Annotated in this window: 16 protein-coding genes; 2 read left to right on the top strand and 14 right to left on the bottom strand. The window is 56.5% G+C overall.

Annotation, left to right across the window (positions count from 1 at the left end; all coding sequences use genetic code 11):
- Nucleotides 1-116 precede the first annotated feature (116 nt).
- From ACWKX3_RS05125 to ACWKX3_RS05140, 4 genes are all read right to left on the bottom strand, one after another.
- Nucleotides 117-1,415: an ATP-binding protein gene (locus ACWKX3_RS05125; protein WP_006175279.1), complete on the bottom strand. Its 1,299-nt coding sequence runs from the start codon at nt 1,413-1,415 to the stop codon at nt 117-119.
- Nucleotides 1,412-2,152 carry a response regulator gene (locus ACWKX3_RS05130; protein WP_006175274.1) on the bottom strand — a complete coding sequence of 247 codons (741 nt, stop codon included), beginning with the start codon at nt 2,150-2,152 and terminating at the stop codon, nt 1,412-1,414. The genes ACWKX3_RS05125 and ACWKX3_RS05130 overlap by 4 nt, the downstream gene beginning before the upstream one ends.
- 44 nt (nt 2,153-2,196) lie before the next feature.
- Entirely contained in the window at nt 2,197-3,192 is a 996-nt protein-coding gene (locus tag ACWKX3_RS05135; protein ID WP_202562164.1) for an alpha/beta fold hydrolase, read from the bottom strand.
- Between the two features lie 144 nt (nt 3,193-3,336).
- Entirely contained in the window at nt 3,337-3,777 is a 441-nt protein-coding gene (locus tag ACWKX3_RS05140) for a GNAT family N-acetyltransferase (protein ID WP_088209096.1), read from the bottom strand.
- A 114-nt stretch (nt 3,778-3,891) separates the two neighbouring features.
- On the opposite strand from ACWKX3_RS05140, the gene ACWKX3_RS05145 reads away from it, so the two are divergent.
- Nucleotides 3,892-4,440: a GNAT family N-acetyltransferase gene (locus ACWKX3_RS05145; RefSeq protein WP_006175269.1), complete on the top strand. Its 549-nt coding sequence runs from the start codon at nt 3,892-3,894 to the stop codon at nt 4,438-4,440.
- Here ACWKX3_RS05145 and ACWKX3_RS05150 read toward each other — a convergent pair.
- From ACWKX3_RS05150 to sad, 10 genes are all read right to left on the bottom strand, one after another.
- Nucleotides 4,428-5,342, bottom strand: a complete 915-nt coding sequence (locus ACWKX3_RS05150; protein ID WP_006175268.1) for a bestrophin family protein — start codon at nt 5,340-5,342, stop codon at nt 4,428-4,430. The two genes, ACWKX3_RS05145 and ACWKX3_RS05150, sit on opposite strands and share 13 nt — an antisense overlap.
- A 199-nt stretch (nt 5,343-5,541) precedes the next feature.
- The gene (locus ACWKX3_RS05155; protein WP_102890864.1) at nt 5,542-6,993 is read right to left on the bottom strand and encodes a tagaturonate reductase; all 1,452 of its coding nucleotides are present in this window, start codon (nt 6,991-6,993) and stop codon (nt 5,542-5,544) included.
- A 118-nt stretch (nt 6,994-7,111) separates the two neighbouring features.
- Nucleotides 7,112-7,639, bottom strand: coding sequence for a GNAT family N-acetyltransferase (locus ACWKX3_RS05160; RefSeq protein ID WP_088209093.1), 528 nt, complete (start codon nt 7,637-7,639; stop codon nt 7,112-7,114).
- Between the two features lie 84 nt (nt 7,640-7,723).
- Nucleotides 7,724-8,689, bottom strand: coding sequence for a sensor domain-containing diguanylate cyclase (locus ACWKX3_RS05165; RefSeq protein WP_454541388.1), 966 nt, complete (start codon nt 8,687-8,689; stop codon nt 7,724-7,726).
- 53 nt (nt 8,690-8,742) lie between these two features.
- On the bottom strand, nt 8,743-9,735 hold the full coding sequence (locus ACWKX3_RS05170) for a diguanylate cyclase (protein WP_454541685.1): 993 nt from the start codon (nt 9,733-9,735) through the stop codon (nt 8,743-8,745).
- Between the two features lie 180 nt (nt 9,736-9,915).
- Nucleotides 9,916-11,364 (bottom strand): GGDEF domain-containing protein, encoded by a 1,449-nt coding sequence (locus tag ACWKX3_RS05175; protein WP_273968212.1) that lies wholly within the window; start codon nt 11,362-11,364, stop codon nt 9,916-9,918.
- A 114-nt stretch (nt 11,365-11,478) separates the two neighbouring features.
- Complete coding sequence (locus ACWKX3_RS05180; protein WP_454541389.1) at nt 11,479-11,835, bottom strand: DUF4186 domain-containing protein; 357 nt, start codon at nt 11,833-11,835, stop codon at nt 11,479-11,481.
- Nucleotides 11,835-12,761 carry a glutaminase B gene (gene glsB / locus ACWKX3_RS05185; RefSeq protein WP_058608785.1) on the bottom strand — a complete coding sequence of 309 codons (927 nt, stop codon included), beginning with the start codon at nt 12,759-12,761 and terminating at the stop codon, nt 11,835-11,837. The genes ACWKX3_RS05180 and glsB overlap by 1 nt, the downstream gene beginning before the upstream one ends.
- A 62-nt stretch (nt 12,762-12,823) precedes the next feature.
- A complete protein-coding gene (locus ACWKX3_RS05190; RefSeq protein ID WP_454541390.1) occupies nt 12,824-14,413 on the bottom strand; it encodes a methyl-accepting chemotaxis protein in 1,590 nt (529 codons plus the stop codon).
- Nucleotides 14,414-14,523: 110 nt separating this feature from the next.
- On the bottom strand, nt 14,524-15,912 hold the full coding sequence (gene sad / locus ACWKX3_RS05195; protein ID WP_101737727.1) for a succinate-semialdehyde dehydrogenase: 1,389 nt from the start codon (nt 15,910-15,912) through the stop codon (nt 14,524-14,526).
- A 101-nt stretch (nt 15,913-16,013) separates the two neighbouring features.
- Here sad and ptrR point away from each other — a divergent pair, with 101 nt between their 5' ends.
- Nucleotides 16,014-16,892: a putrescine utilization regulator PtrR gene (ptrR, locus tag ACWKX3_RS05200; protein WP_454541391.1), complete on the top strand. Its 879-nt coding sequence runs from the start codon at nt 16,014-16,016 to the stop codon at nt 16,890-16,892.

Below are 16,892 nucleotides of genomic sequence, written 5' to 3' on the forward strand. Positions count from 1 at the left end.
GGCTGCGAAACTGCAGTGGGGTCATTTGAACGTACTGATGTATTCAGGTTATGTGCAAAACGGCGAATTTTGTCTTTCAGCGTATCGCGGTGGCAATGCGATACAAAGCCGTACAATTACCGGCGTGGCAGCGTGACGCTCACGTCCAGCCCGCCTTCTGCCCGGTTGGCCAGATGCAGTTTGCCGTTGAGTTGGGCGGTGAGTTGGGTGGCGATTGCCAGCCCTAGCCCGGTTCCGCCGGTCTCGCGGTTACGCGACGTCTCGACCCGGTAAAATGGCTGCAGTACCGCCTCGATCTCCGCCTCCGGGATCCCCGGGCCGTTATCCAAAATATGAATAACAACCTCTTCTTCACTGATATTATCAATTCTGATGATGGCCTCTCCGCCAAACTTCAGGGCATTATCGAGCAGGTTGGTCATTACCCTGCGCAGCGCCTGCGGACGCGTGACGATGGGCAATCGCGCCTCGTTTGCATGAAACTGCACGTTTTTACCAATGTCCTGATAGTCGCTGGCAATACTGTTGATCCACGCGTTAAGTTCCATCTTTAGCGTGGTCTCTTCGAGGGTTTCTGATGACCGGGCATACGCAATGCCTTCACGTACGAGGCGCGACATATTGTCCAGGTCATTCAGCAACTTGTCGCGAAGTTCTGGCTGTTCGGCCATCTCCACGCGCAGCTTCATGCGGGTTATGGGGGTCTGAAGATCGTGCGAAATCGAGGCCAGGATTTGCGCCCGCTCCCGCAGGTAGGACTGAATGCGCGATTGCATCGCATTAAACGCGTGTGCCGCCCGACGGACTTCCATCGGCCCTTTCTCCGTCATGGGCATGTTAGCGGCGGGATCAAGGGTGTCCACCGCGCGCGTGAACTGTGAAAATGGCCGCACCACCTGACGCACGGCAATCCATGAGCAAAGCGCAACCAGCAGCAGCTGCAAAACCAGCACCACGGGAAGCCAGCTGGCGACCGGCGGCATGCGGGGGATCAGATCGATGGTTAACGGCGCGCCGTCGCTCAGTGTCAGATGCGCCTGAATGTGCGAGATCGGCCCGGGAACGGCGGTAAAGTACAACGGGTAGCTGTCTGCCAGCGTCTCTTTCAAGGTACGAATGGCGTCGCGCGAGCGTTTATCCCGGGGAGGAGAACCCGGCTCTCCCGGCCCAAGCAGATAACGGTAGTTACCGCGGTCGAGGCGATCCAGCCACTGCGGACGTTCGTTCGCCGGCAGCCTGTCGAGGATGGCCACGCTGGTCGCCACATCATATTCCAGGTTACCGAGCATCACCGTGCGTGCGCTGCGCATTCGCTCGTAAAGCACCAGAGTCAGGCTGAGAGAGTTAGCCAGCAACAGTCCGAGAAGCACAATAATCAGCAGCCGGGCCAGTAGCGAACGGGGCCAAAGGGTCATTCATTTGCCTCGATAATGGTCACGGGCATGGTGAAAACATAGCCTTCGCTGCGCACGGTTTTGATATAGGCAGGTGTGCGGGCATCCTCATTGAGACGCTGGCGAACGCGGCTCACCAGAAGGTCGATCGAACGTTCGAACAGCTCGGCATCTCGCCCCTGCGTCAGGTTCAGCAGCTGGTCGCGCGTCAGCACACGCTGTGGATGGTCAAGGAACACGCGCAGAAGCCGGTACTCCGCCCCACTCAACGCTACCACCATACCTTCATTGTCGATGAGATGGCGGGCAACGGTATCCAGCTGCCATTCGCCAAACACCACTAAACGACCGGCCTCGGTAACCTGCAGATTGGGCGGCATGGTGCGGAAACGGCGCAGGATGGCTTTGATCCGCGCCAACAGTTCGCGAGCGACAAAAGGCTTCACAACGTAATCGTCGGCCCCCATTTCCAGGCCGAGGATCCGGTCGGTCTCTTCGTTTCGTGCGGTAAGCATCAGGATCGGCAAATCTTTAAATTTGCTGCTGCGTAACTGTCGACAGAGGGTTAGTCCGTCATCACCAGGCATCATGACGTCCAGCACCACCAGGTCGATATGCTGTTTATCAAGCACCACGCGCATCTCTTTGCCGTTGGCCGCGCCGGAGGCGAGATAGCCTGATTTATTAAGGTAATCGACGATTAAGTCACGAATATCCCTGTCGTCATCGACGACAAGGATATGATCAATATGCTCCACCGCAGGCTCCTGACAGAAGGGTAACCAATTGAAAATAGCACATATCAGAGCTTGTCAGCGTCGATAACCGCCTTAGCAAAATCCTGCGGATCTTCCTGCGGTGGATTGTGACCAACGGTTGCCCCAAAGGTGCGGTGTTCATACTTACCGGTAAATTTGCCCGCATAGGCCTCAGGTGCAGGGTGTGGCGCACCATTGTTACCGCCTTCGATAGTGATCGTCGGTACGGTGATGTTCGGCAGCGCAGCAAGTTTTTGCTCGTAGGCATCATATTTGCGCTCGCCTTTTTCCAGCCCTAAACGCCAGCGGTAGTTGCTGAGGGTGACGGCGACGTGGTCCGGGTTATCGAGCGAGGCGGCGCTGGCGTTAAAGGTCGCGTCGGTAAATTTCCAGTCCGGCGATGCCTGGGACCAGATCAGGCGGGCAAAGTCATGCGTATTTTTGGCGTAGCCTTCTGCCCCGCGCGCGGTGGCGAAATAGAATTGATACCACCACTGCACTTCCGCTTTGGGTGGCAGCGGTTTTTCGCCGATCGCCTGGCTACTGATGAGATATCCGCTGACCGATACCAGGGATTTCACCCGCTCCGGCCAGAGCGCGGCGACGATATCCGCCGTACGGGCACCCCAGTCATAGCCCGCGAAGACCGCTTGCTTGATATTCAGGGCATCCATCAGGTTAACGACGTCTTTCGCCATCGCCGACGGCTGGCCGTTACGCGGCGTTTTGTCCGAGATAAACCGCGTGGTGCCGTAGCCACGAAGAGAAGGCACGATTACGCGATACCCCTTCGCCGCCAGCAGGGGCGCAACGTCCGCGTAACTGTGAATGTCATACGGCCAGCCGTGCAGCAATATGACGGGCTGCCCATCTTTCGGGCCGATATCGACATAGCCAACGTTAAGATCGCCGGCGTTGATTTGGTGGACCTGATTAAAGGCGTTTTTGTAATCGGCTCCGGTAACTTCAGCCTGGCAGGACATGACGGTGCCGAGAGAAACGGTTAACGCGAGTGTGGAATAAGCGAGTTTGCTAAACATGATGTTATCTCCGAGTGAGTACAGTTGACGGGGATATAACACCACTGTTTTGTATAGCGGATATGTGTGAAAGGCTCTTTATTGCATGCCTGTGTATGTATCTCCGGCACAGATACACTGTGATACAAACCCAGGCATAAAGGCTTAGAGCGAGATACGATAACGAACGTAATCGTCCGCTTCGCCAAATTTGTCGTACAGCTTGCGCGCCGGATTATTGTGTCGGGTGACCCAGTAAAGTTTTGACCACCCTTCGCGCTTGCCCTCTTCCATCAGCGCATCGATTAACGCCTTCCCGGCCCCCGCCCCCCTGACCTCAGCGTCGACAAACAGATCCTCAAGATAGCAAATCGGCGCCGTTGACCATGTGCCGTCGTGCAACACGCACAGGGCGAAACCCACCACCTTTCCCTCGATTTCAGCCACCCGGCACAACAGAGCAGAATCCGGGTTTAGCGCGCGTTGCCAGGTGGAGGCCGTAACGGATTCATCCAGTTCACAGTCATAAAAATGGGTATATCCATCCCACAGCGTGCGCCACCGGGGGTAATCATCTTCACGTAAAGCACGTACTGTTACGGCCATGTTTTCCTCACTCATTAATGTTCAGGAACGAGAGATTCTCAGTCTGGATTGTGGTAATGATGAAAATACCAGAAGGTGCGCAAATGCATAACGCTAAAAAAAGGAGAACAGCGGATGACGATACCTACCCTGACGACGCCTCGTTTACTACTTAAGCCCCTGGTTGCTGAAGATGCGCCACAGATCCAACAGCGATACCCGCGCTGGGAGATCGTTCGTTATATGGTTTCATCCGTTCCGTGGCCCTATCCCGATGATGGTGCAGAATATTATGTCAATAACGTCGCTCTGCCTGACATGGACAAAGGGATTGCGTGGTTCTGGAGCATTCGCCGACGCGAAGCCCCGGACGAGCTGATGGGGATCATCTGCTTATACGATGTGGAAGACAATAACCGTGGTTTTTGGCTGGCGCCGGAATTTCAGGGTCAGGGGTACATGCGGGAAGCCAGCATTGCGGCGACGGATTACTGGTTTAATACACTGAACAAACCGGTGCTCCGTGCGCCGAAAGCGGCCGCCAATAGCCGCTCGCAGCGTATTTCAGCCAGTAGCGGCATGCGGCTTATCCGAACTGAAAAGAAAGCCTACGTCAGCGGCCTGCTGGACTCTGAACTGTGGGAAATCACCCGCGACGAATGGAATGCCCGTTACGTCAGCTGATAGTGTTTATCCGGCATCAGTCGCGCTGGAATGTTCTCTTCATCGTTCATCTGCAACAGGTCGCGTTCCATCATGTTGCAGATGGCGTCCAGCGGCAGATCGTTATCCTCGGTACCGAACGGATCTTCCAGCTCCTCTGCCAGGGTGTCCAGCGAGATAAACGTGTATGAAATCAGCGCCGATACGAAGGGTGTCATGTAGTGCAAATCCACCACCAGGGCGAACGGCAGCATGATGCAGAAGAGATAAACCGTGCGGTGCAAAATCAGCGTATAGGCAAACGGCACGGGCGTGGTGGCAATGCGCTCGCAGCCGGCAAGCACCACGGACATATCGTTAAGTCGATTGTTGAGGCTGTGGAACAAAATGTCTGAGAGCTGCCCTTCCCGACGCCTGACGGCAAGCCATTCCCCCATGATCAGCAAAATGCGGTTTGCCGGAGAGTTTGAGGCCATCACCTTATGCAGATGTTCAGCGGATAAATAGGCTGAAAGCCGATCGGCCTGAGGCTGGCGGCGAAGCGTCATTCTCAGGCAGTGGGCAAACGCAATTTGCAGGCGCACGAATTCCCCGAGATGGGCATCGTCAGGCAAGGTGTTTTTTACCTCGCGAAACAGCGACCGGGCCGCTATCATCAACTGCCCCCAAAGCTGGCGAGCTTCGACGTAGCGCGAATAACAGGCGTTATTTCTGAAACCCAGAAAGATCGCGATAGCCACGCCAAGAATGCTGAACGGTGCCACGGTAAACCTGACGCCGAGCGAGGTATACCAGGGCAGCATCGCGATCACAGTAATCGAAAGCAGGAAGTTAAGCAGCAGGCGGGTATAGATTTTGGGTAAAACGGAACCGTGCCAGACGAAAATGAGTTGTAACCAGTGCTGTTGAGGGCGAACAATCATAGTGAGCTTCAGGAAAGGAAAATGCGCCGCTATTAAACGTGATCCCCGTCACGGTTGCAAGTCTGTTAATAGAACATTGCATTTTCTCTCCTGATAAGCGTATAGCGCACGGTGCTGATGTTCTTTTTTAATAACAGGGGTAAATAGTATGTTGTAACTAATATTATAAATTATCCCGGCCGAAGCCGGGACGAGAAGATTAGCAGAGCGGCTTAACGGCAGCGCGCATACCCTGTTCCAGAATGGCATCCAGATCGGTGGCAACCTGCACTACCAGTCCCGGAACCTGGGTGAGATCGCTTTCCCAGTGTTCGCTGACGCTCAGAACCGCCGTCACCAGCGCACGGGTATCGATTTGCTTATCAGTATGCTGTGCCCAGAGCTGCTGATAACGCGTCAACCAGTGAGCATCATCCTGCACCGGATAAACGTCACCGTTACGCTCCGCCCGATAAAACGCCATCAGTGCCGCCAGCGCAAAGGTCAGACGAGCCGGCAGTTTACCGGTGGCCTTCTGCCCCGCCAGCAGCTGCGGCAGAATACGCGTGCGGTATTTGGTCATCCCGTTCAGGGCAATCGACAGCAGTTGATGCTTGATGTACGGATTGCGAAAACGCCCTGTGACGGCGCGGGCAAAGGATTCCAGCTCATCGCGCGGCAGGTCCAGCACCGGGATAATTTCCTCGTAAATGGCCTTTTCCACAAACGCGCAGACGTCCGTGTCGTTCATCGCCTCGCCTACCGTATCCAGCCCCGCCAGGAATGCCACAGGCACCAGCGCGGTGTGCGCCCCGTTGAGGATCGCCACTTTACGCTCTTTATACGGCTTAATGTCGTCCACAATCCTTACGTTAAGCGGGAGCTGGTCCAGACGCAGCTCCCTGGCGAGGGATTCAGGCCCTTGAATAACAAACAGATAGAAATGTTCGGCGGTATCGAGAAACGCGTCGTGATACCCCAGCCCGGCCTCCAGTTCTGCAGCTTCATCACGCGGATAGCCAGTTACGATACGGTCGACCAGCGTGGAGCAGAAGGTGTTGGCTTCGTTTAGCCACTGGATAAAGGCCGCAGGCAGCGCCCACTCATGGGCATAACGCAGCACTAACTCTCGTAACGCATCGCCGTTGTAATCAATCAACTCGCACGGAATGATGACCCAGCCTTTATCCGCCGCCCCGTTAAAGTGGCTGAAACGCTCGTAGAGCAGACGCGTCAGTTTAGCCGGATAGCTAACCGCAGGCGCATCGTCGAACGCATCCCCGGCGTGATAGCTGATCCCCGCTTCGGTGGTGTTCGAGAAAACAAAGCGCATGTACGGATTGTGGGCAAGTTTCAGGAACTGGTCGTACTGGCTGTAGACGCTAATTTCACGGTTAACCGAACGGATAAGGCGTGCATCGCTCACGGCTTCGCCCTGTTCGTTCAATCCGCGAATGATCGTGGTATAGAGACCGTCCTGCGTGCTCAGCGACGGCGGGAAATCGCTCTGAATCGGGCGAACAATCACGATCCCGGAGTTAAGGTCGGTATGTTCATTGAGCAGATCGATTTGCCAGTCGATAAACGCGCGCAGGAAATTACCTTCGCCAAACTGAATGATACGCTCCGGGTAAAGCTCGCCAGGGAAATCACGACGGTTGAGTGTGTTCACGACAGGGTTCCTTTTATGATTAGTCATACAGCCTGATAAGATTGGTCTAATAACTTACCAAAACTTAACGACCATAAACCCTGTTTTGATCAAGGGAGCGAGTGGTTGTAAAAAATAATTACAGGAATTTATAGAACAGCGTGGTGCCGGTCAGTTCACCGTCCGGCATAAGCGCATAGCGTGGGATCTCACCGACTTTTTGCCATCCAGCCCGCAGGTAAAAGTGTTCGGCACCGCTCCCGGTTGCCGTATCCAGCACCAGAACCGAAATCCCTTTGTCCCGCGCCACCTGTTCAAGCGCGTTCATGAGCGCCAGTGCAGCGCCTTTGCGTCGCGCCTTTTCGTGAACCAACAGTTTTGCTACGTCGGCACGGTGGGGTTGGTTTTCAGGCTGATCGGTGATGAGCTGAACCGTCCCGATAAGCTGGCGCTGCTCGTCAAAACAGGCCAGCACGGTACGCTCGCCTCGTGCCACGCTCGCAGCGATATTCAGCCAAAACGCGCGGGCTTTCTCATGGCTAAAGGGCAGCATAAAACTTACCGATGCCCCGCCGTTCACGCAGTTTTCAAGGATGTCGGCCAGCGCATCAAGGTGGGTAAGAAGGGTGTCTCGTGACAAGCTCTGGAGCTGAAGCGGTGCGTTCATGGATTTTCCCTGTGTTGAGTACCGCTTCACTTTGCGGGTCACCTTTGGGCAACGCAACCCCTTCAGCCATAGGCTTTTGTTATGTTATCCCTTCTGGTGACGCTGGCGTTTCATGGCGTACATTTTCTCGTCGGCATTTTTCAGCCACTGCTGCATATCGTTGCCGTGATGATCGAATTCGCTCACGCCCCAGGAAAAATGGAGCGACCATGGGTGCAGCTGACGCGCGTTGTAGTGTTCAACCTGTTCGACAAGATAGTGCATGGCGATCCAGGCCCCCTGTTCGTCGGTATCGGCAAACAGCACCGCAAATTCGTCTCCGCCAAAGCGGACCAGCAGGTCAGCCTCGCGAAAAGAACTTTGCATCAGACGAGCCATCGCCTTAAGAGCCTTATCGCCTTCATCATGCCCAAAGCGATCGTTGATATCCTTAAAGTAATCTAAATCCATCCAGCCCAGGGTCAGTGGCTCTGCCCGCCGTCTGGCGACGGAGAGCGCAAATTCGACAATCTGGTTAAAGCCGCGGCGGTTAAACAGCCCCGTCAGTTCATCCGTGGTTGCCGCGCTGACCGCCGCAAACTCATCTTCCGCCAGCGCGCTTAAATCGCTCAGCACGGCGAGATCCGCCGCGTTAAACTCCCGGGGCGCATAGTCGATAAGACACAGCGAGCCAACGCTTGCCCCGTTACGCAGGCGCAGCGGAAATCCGGCATAGAAGCGCACATTGGGTTCGCCTGCCACCAGCGGATTATCCGCGAAGCGGGGATCCTGAAGCATATCCCCCACCACCAGCGGTTTTTCACCGAGGATAGTATGACCGCAGAAAGAGATGTGGCGCGGTACCACGTCAGGCGCTTTGCCGTCGGCCGACTTGACGATAAGCGAATGCTCATCAATCAGATTAACCATAGCCAGCGGTACCTGGAAAAAGCGCTTCGCCAGCCGCGTCAGGCGATCAAAAGCCGGAGAACGGTCAATATCAAGCAGGCCCGATTCGCGCAGTGCGGCCAGGCGTTCATTTTCATCTGTAGGGGTAGCAGGGGCTTTCATGACATCTCCTTGTGCCTTGCGTTATTAACAGCGTAGCTTAAACCGGCACTTTGTCAGTGCGCGAAGATCCGGTTCTTACCTTCGCGTTTCGCATGATAGAGGGCGCTATCGGCCGCCTGCAGCCAGTCGGTCACGCTTTCCATGTCGCGGGTGGCACAGGCAATGCCGATACTGAGCGTGCAAGGGACCGCTTCCTGAGCCACATCTTTCATCACGGCCGTGGCGTCCATAATGCGCGTGGCGACAACCTGCGCCTCGTCGACGGTGGTATTCGGCAGAAGAATGACAAACTCATCGCCGCCCAGCCGTGCAGGGGTATCCGTCGGGCGCGTGGCCAGATGCAGAATTTCCGACACAGTAGCCAGCATCACGTCCCCGACTTTGTGGCCGTAGCGATCGTTAACGTCCTTGAAATTATCGATATCAATAAACATCAGCGCAGAATCACGGCATGCCTGGCGAAGTTTACTCAGCTCATGCTCAATACGCTTTTCAAGCAGTCGCCGGTTAGCAATATCCAGTAGCGGATCCATCATTGCGATCCGTTCCAGCTCGCGACTTTTGATCCGCAGGCGCAAGGCGATCCCGTCCGTCAGAACGCTCAGGGCGATGATATAGATGGCGATCAGCGGCAAGGTAGCGTAAAGGGTCCGCGAAGAAACCTCCGGATTGATTACCATTCCCTGACTCAGCCAGCTCACCAGAAAAACCGCCAGCATGAGTGCGGCCGCTTTTTTCAGCAGTGTGTAACTGCCCGCAGAGAGCCGGTCGGCTAGCAGAATAGTAGCAATTACCACAGAGGGCAGCGGATTCACCGCCATCATGGCAATCCAGAATCCGCCTGCTCCAGCGTCAAGGACCAGGTTTTGATGTTCAGTCGCCAGGGGAGTCGTTGATTGTCGTGCACGATACCAGGCCATCGTCGGCCAGATAAAGGCGTTAGCCCCCAGCAGGCCAATAAGCCACGGGGGGCGCTGCTGCTCAAGCAATACCGACAGAATGGGGAAAAAGCAGAGAAGCGTACCGAGCATACGCATCAGATACATACGTTTGACAAACCGACGTCCCGCTAAGCGAGGCTTCATGCTGAGAGGGTCGGTTGCATTCATGCTAAGATTTTTCCGATATGTTTCTTGCGGTATCTTATTGAGCTTGAAAATACGTAGCAAGCAATTTATCGGATATTCATTCGCTTTAATACCGCGCGCTACCTAAGGTGGTGACGGTTACGCCTCTTCCGCATCCCGTTCAGCGTCGGCCACAATCGTATCGTCCTGCATACGCGCACTGGTACGATTTCGCCCTGCTTTTTTCGAACGATAGAGATAGTCATCCGCTTCGGTCAGCAGCGTGTTGAAAACCTCGGTCAACGCCCGCGGGTCGGCTTTCCCGCTTCCCAGCCCGATACTGACCGTCAAAAACAACGTCTGCTGACGCCAGGTAAAGGGATGATTGGCGATCGTCAGCCTGATGCGCTCGGCCAGCTCAAAGCCACGTTGCGCATCACCGGTATTGGCCACCACCGCAAACTCCTCTCCGCCCATCCGGGCCACCAGCCCGTCCTCACCGACAACCTGCTGCACCTTCTGCGCAAACGCGGTCAGGATTTTATCGCCGCACTCGTGACCGTAGTTATCATTGATGCTTTTGAAATAATCGATATCCAGCAGCATCACCGTGAGAAAGCGGGAGTGCTTGTGCGTCTCTTCCTGTTTCAGCGCTTCATACAATCCGGAACGGGAATAGACGTGGGTCAGGAAATCATAATCCGCCCGCAATGACACCTGGCGGATCAGCGAGTTAATAGCCGCCACGCTCACGGAGACCATCACCGGACAAATCGCCATTGTCGCAATGCCCAGACGGGCGGAAAACATCATTGGCGTGGAGAGCGGCGCGGCAACGGCAATGTTGATGACGGAGTTCGCCACCAGCACAACTTCTACCGCGCCGGTGATAAAGGTCAGCAGACAGGTGGCCGGAAGCGAGTACCGCACCGCACACCAGATAAGTGCAGGCAGCGGAAAAGCCAGACTCCCTGCTCCGCCAATCACCACGGACGCCGCCACGGAGACCATCAGCGCCAGCACCGGTAACAGTGCCTCCGGCGTCAGGCGTGGGAGGCGCGCCGGCATTGTCACCGTCAGCATACAGGGCACAATTAACACGCCCGTTGAGAATTGCTCGCTAAACCAGTCGGCAAACAGCGGCCAGAAGGTATGACTGTCGATCCCGACCGAGCCTAATGCGCCCAGCAGCGCGCACAGCAAGGCGGCGATCAGACAATAGTTGAACAGCCGCAGCGCGTTGAGCGGATCGGGCGTTTTCTTCATCAGCCGTTTATCCCGCAGCACCAGCACCGCGACGGTGATAATAAACACCATATTCGACAGATTGATAACCAGAGACGCCACGCCCCAGTTGGTGGTCACCGCGTCATATAACAACATCGCGACATACGACACCGCGTAATAATGCAGCCGGTTAAGGTAAGCATAACGCGCAAAGATCCCCGCCATCACGCCATTGAGCGGCCAGAAAAGGGATAAGGCTTCCACCAGACGCAGCTCAGCACCAATAAAATAGAACAAGGTGGTAAGAGCAAATATCCCTGCCGCGTTACGCAGAGGGCTGTCTGGTGAAAATAGCTTGAAGGACGAGAGTTCAGAACGCATTAAACAGGGATCCATATAATGACGTATGGCAATTATTTGCGGTCATCTTCATCAAGGGAAATAAGTGAATAAGTATCTATAGCACAGATACAACAGGATCATAACTCGTCAAATTTAGGCGTTCATCTCTTTTACCAGCCAGTGATGAATCACGCTCACGACGTACTGCTGCTGTTGCGCAGTCAGTTCCTGCCCCTGCGGTATCGCATGCCACTTTGCCAGACAGCCACGACAGCAGGTGGCCGTCGCATGCTGAGCGATAAACACCGGGTGCCCGCGCATCGGCGTTTGTTTTCCGTCATTCGTTGGCTGGGCAGGCGCCAGGCGCTGCGCGATAAAATCAGCCGCATGCCGATCGATGGTGTCCGGGCCTTTATCCCAGCAGTATTGCCGCTCTTTCGCGCCTAAATGAAAACGCGAGCGGAAGGTTGACCGCGCAGGGCGGGTAAAAAGAGGATCTAACGTCGACATCAGTAAACAGAACGTCCCAGCCGGTGCGTCAGCTTTTCCAGTACCGCTACACCTGCAAGTGAATTCCCCGTCTCATCCAGTTCCGGGCTCCAGACGGCAATCGCCATCTCATGCGGCACAATCGCCACCACCCCGCCGCCCACGCCGGACTTGGCGGGTAACCCCACGCGCCAGGCAAATTCGCCGGCATTTTGATACATACCGCTGGTCGCCATCAGGGCGTTTATCTGCCGGGCCTGCATAGGCGACACCACCTCCTGAGCGAGGTGCGGCGCGTGGCCCTGATGGGCGAGGAATAAAAAGGTCTGCGCCAGCTCAACGCAGCTCATTTTCAGGGCGCAGTAGTGGAAATAGTTTTGCAGAACGGTGGCAACGTCGTTATGAAAATTGCCGAAGGATTTCATCAGCCAGGCAATGGCGGCGTTACGGGCCGAGTGCTCAAACTCAGAGCGGGCCACCACCGGATCGTAGGTAATGTCCTGCACGCCAGAAAGCTGGCGGACAATTTCGAGCATCCGCTGACGCGGTGCGCTGAGACGGCTTTGCAGCATATCGCACACCACCAGCGCCCCGGCGTTGATGAACGGGTTGCGCGGTTTACCCTGCTCTATCTCAAGCTGCAAAAGCGAGTTGAACGGCTGGCCGGAAGGATCTTTGCCAACGCGCTGCCAGATCTCCTCTTCGTCATACTGGCGCATGGCCGCCACCAGGCTCAGCACTTTTGAGATCGACTGAATAGAGAAACGCTCTTCCGCGTCCCCGGCCTGAAAACGTTGCCCGTCTACGGTGCAGATGGCAATCCCCAGCTTATTACCGTCAACGGACGCCAGCGCCGGGATATAGTCGGCAACGTTACCCTGCCCAATTAACGGGCGAACCTGCGCCAGAATCTCGTCCAGCATCTCATTATGGATGACCGCAGCCACTCTTTGCTCCTTGCCCTCAGGCTAAAACGGGCTGCGAGTATACCAGAGGCTGCGATGTTGCGTCAGGCCGGGAGACGAAAACGCGAAACCGCCGTGAGCAGCTGGCCCGACTCCTGATGCAGCCGCGCGGAAGCCTGCGACGCATCGCTGACCAGCAGGTCTGTTTGACGCGAAACGCGATTCAGTGCCTGCAGCTGCCGCGTCATCAGGTGAATACTTTCTCCCTGGCTCAGCGTGGCCGAGGAGATATCGCTCAGCAGGCTGCTCAGGGTCGCCACCAGCCCGGTGACCTGCTGCAGGTTATCTTCCAGACGACTAACGGCTTTTGAACCATCCTCGATGCCCTGCAGCGAGTGATTGATCAGCTCCTGGATGGTTTGCGTGGAATGGCTGCTCTTTCTGGCGAGTAACCCGACCTCTCTCGCCACCACCGCAAACCCGCGTCCCTGGTTGCCCGCGTGCGCGGCTTCGATGGCGGCATTCAGCGCGAGGATGTTGGTCTGAAACGCCACGTTATCGATCATGGCGACGATCCCCCGCATCTCGGCGGATCGGTCGACGATCGCCTGCATGGAGGCATTCACGGTCGACATCATACGATCGCCCCCCGCAGCCGCCTGACGTGCTTCGTCCGCGCGCGAGCTGGCAAGTTTCGCATAGCCTGTATTGCCTTCGACGTGAGTTTCAAGCGTGGCGATATGAGCAGTTACCTCTTCCAGCTCTTTTGCCTGGCGCGCTGACTGGTGATACAGCGCCTCGTTGCCCTGTGCCAGGGCGCCAATGTTTTCGACCATTGACGACGTGGCATCGCTGACCTGCGTCACCAGTGCCTGCAAGCCACGCTGCATGGTACGTATGCTGTCGCTCAGTTGCCCTATCTCCCGGTTAAAGCGCACCACATCCGGCGGCATACCGGACAAATCGCCCGCCGCGAGACGATCGATATGCGCAATTAACCGACGAAGCGGCGTGATGACCCATTTTGCCATCCCAAACCACACGGCAGCGGCAATCGCCAGCAGTACCAGCGGCGCAAACAGAAACGCCGTTTGTAGACCGGAGAGCTGCGCCATTAAGGTTTGCCGCCCCTGCATGGCCTGCTTCTCGCTTGCCTGCTGATAACGGGCGTAGTTGTCGTTGAAATCGCTCTGAAATGCCTGAGCAGGCACGGCAAAAAAAGCGTCGATGGAATGAGTGTCGACCAGCCCGTCGGCCTGCTCTTTGATAGCGCCGTAAAACAGTTGATAGCTGTTCACCAGCGCCTCATCTTTCGGCGGGTTCAGTGCCAGCCACGCCTGCCAGGCCTGTTGCGACACCGCCAGCGCCTTTTGCGCTTCGTCCATCAGGCTGTGCCAGCTACCCTCAGAGCCTGTCTCTTTGTCCTGCATAAAATAGACGCCGGAACGGTTAAGCAGATCGCTTGCCGCCAGCAGGGAGACGCGGGCTAAATCCAGCTTGCCCTGCTGCTGATAGGCCAGTTGGTTATGCCGTTCGTTGCGCTGAGCGTCTTTTAGCGATGCGCCAAGGAGAATGGAGGAGGAAAGTTGTAATGCCGAGAAGAGTCCAATAATACAAAAAATACCGGCCAGCAGACCAAACTGACGCGGAAAAAGACGCGGCGCAATACGGCGAAAAATTTGCGTTAGGTTCATAATTTTCTTCTGTAACAAAGCGTTAGACGCGTGGCAGTCTACGAGAGGAAAATGACAGAACCATTGCAGAAACATGACAAAGGCCTTCACGCGGAAGGCCTTGAGGGAGGTTAAACGCGATCCTTCCAGACCGTCTGTACATTGCAGAACTCGTGCAAACCGAAGTGAGACAGCTCGCGGCCAAATCCGCTCTTCTTCACGCCGCCGAACGCCACGCGGGCATCGCTGGCGCTATAGCCATTGATGAACACCCCGCCGCACTCCAGCCCTTGAGCGAATTTCTCGGCCTGCTCTGGGTTTGCGGTAAACACCGTGGCGGATAGGCCAAAGTCGCTGTCGTTGGCAAGTGCGAGGGCATGTTCCGCATCTTTTGCCACCGTAATGGCGGCCACCGGGCCAAACAGCTCCTGGCGAAAAGCCGTCATTTCAGGCGTCACGTTACCCAGTACGGTTGGCGCATAGTAGTTCCCCTTCCCGGCAACCTTCTCACCGCCCAGCAGCAGGGTTGCCCCTTCGGCTAACGTTGCCTGCACCTGCTGATGCAGTTCATCACGCAGGTCGTAGCGGGCCATCGGGCCAAGGTAGTTTTCTTCGTGATCCGGCGCGCCCGTTTTCAGCGCCGCGGTGGCCTGCACGAAACGTTCGGTAAAGCGATCGGCAATGCCCTCTTCGACGATAAAACGCTTCGCCGCCGCACATACCTGCCCGGTGTTCTGGTAACGTCCGGCCACCGCCGCCTTGACCGCCAGATCCAGATCCGCGTCGTTTAATACAATGAAAGGATCGGAACCGCCGAGTTCAAGCACGCATTTTTTCAGCGCCGCCCCCGCCTGAGCACCAATAGCCGCCCCCGCACGCACGCTGCCGGTCACAGTGATAGCGGCAATGCGGCGATCGTTAATCGCCTGGCTTACGCCCTCGTTGGTGGCATTAACCCAGCCAAACACCCCTTCAGGGAAATCGGCCTCGGTGAAGATCTGCGCAATCAGCTGCGCCGAGCCGAGCACGTTGGGTGCGTGCTTGAGCAGATAACTGTTGCCCGCCAGCAGGACAGGCACCGCGCCGCGTAGCACCTGCCAGAGCGGGAAGTTCCAGGGCATGACCGCCAGAATCGGCCCCAGCGGACGGTACTCAATCACCGCGTTGTTATTTTCGACCTGGGTGGCTTCCGTACGTAGCATCGCCGGGCCGTGTTCGGCGTACCAGTCACAGAGGCCAGCAGACTTGGCCACCTCAGCGCGCGCCTGCAGGATGGGTTTGCCCATCTCACGGGACATCATCTGCGCCATCTCTTCCGCACGGTTACGCAGCATCGCACCGAGGTCGCGCAGTTTTTGCGCGCGGTGCGCCACGCTTTCATTGCGCCACTGACGAAAACCGCTATCGGCCAGCGCAATGGCGTGCTGGACTTCGTCGGACGTTGCCCACGGATAAGCGGCCAGGGTTTCGCCTGTCGCCGGGTTTACAGAGAGTGCGTGTGTTGCAGGGGAATGCGTCATGATGTTCTCCACGTATTATAAGAGTTGATTCAGTGTGGCCCGATCTGCTATTTCTTAAAAATGAATAATATTGACCACCTTATTCACGAATCGAGAATGCTATGGATCTGACCCAGCTTGAAATGTTTAACGCCGTCGCGCAGACCGGCAGCATCACCCAGGCGGCGCAAAAAGTGCATCGCGTTCCCTCAAACCTGACGACCCGCATTCGTCAGCTTGAGGCCGATCTTGGCGTTGAGCTGTTTATCCGTGAAAACCAGCGTCTGCGTTTATCCCCCGCCGGGCACAACTTTCTGCGCTACAGCAAGCAGATCCTCGCGCTGGTTGACGAGGCGCGCATGGTTGTCGCCGGGGATGAACCGCAGGGATTGTTTGCCCTCGGCGCGCTGGAAAGCACCGCCGCCGTTCGCATTCCGGAAAGCCTGGCGCAGTTTAACCAGCGCTATCCGCGCATACAGTTTGCCCTCTCGACCGGCCCGTCCGGGACCATGATCGACGGCGTGCTGGAAGGGACGCTGAGCGCCGCGTTTGTCGACGGCCCGCTCTCCCATCCTGAACTGGAAGGGATGCCGGTGTACCGGGAAGAGATGATGCTGGTGACGCCCGCCGGACACGATGTCGTCTCCCGCGCCGCGCAGGTAAACGGCAGCGATGTCTACGCCTTTCGCGCCAACTGCTCGTATCGCCGACATCTGGAAAGCTGGTTTCATGCAGACCGGGCGATGCCAGGGCGCATCCATGAGATGGAGTCTTATCACGGAATGCTGGCCTGCGTGATTGCGGGTGCAGGCATTGCGCTGATGCCCCGCTCGATGCTGCAGAGCATGCCGGGGCATCATCAGGTGGAGGCGTGGCCGCTGGCGGAAAACTGGCGCTGGCTGACAACGTGGCTGGTGTGGCGACGCGGCACAATGACGCGCCAGCTTGAAGCCTTTATCGCCCTGCTAAATGAGCGCGAGTTGCCCGCGCCCGCAGGCTGA

The organism is Enterobacter sp. UPMP2052 (assembly GCF_053709675.1).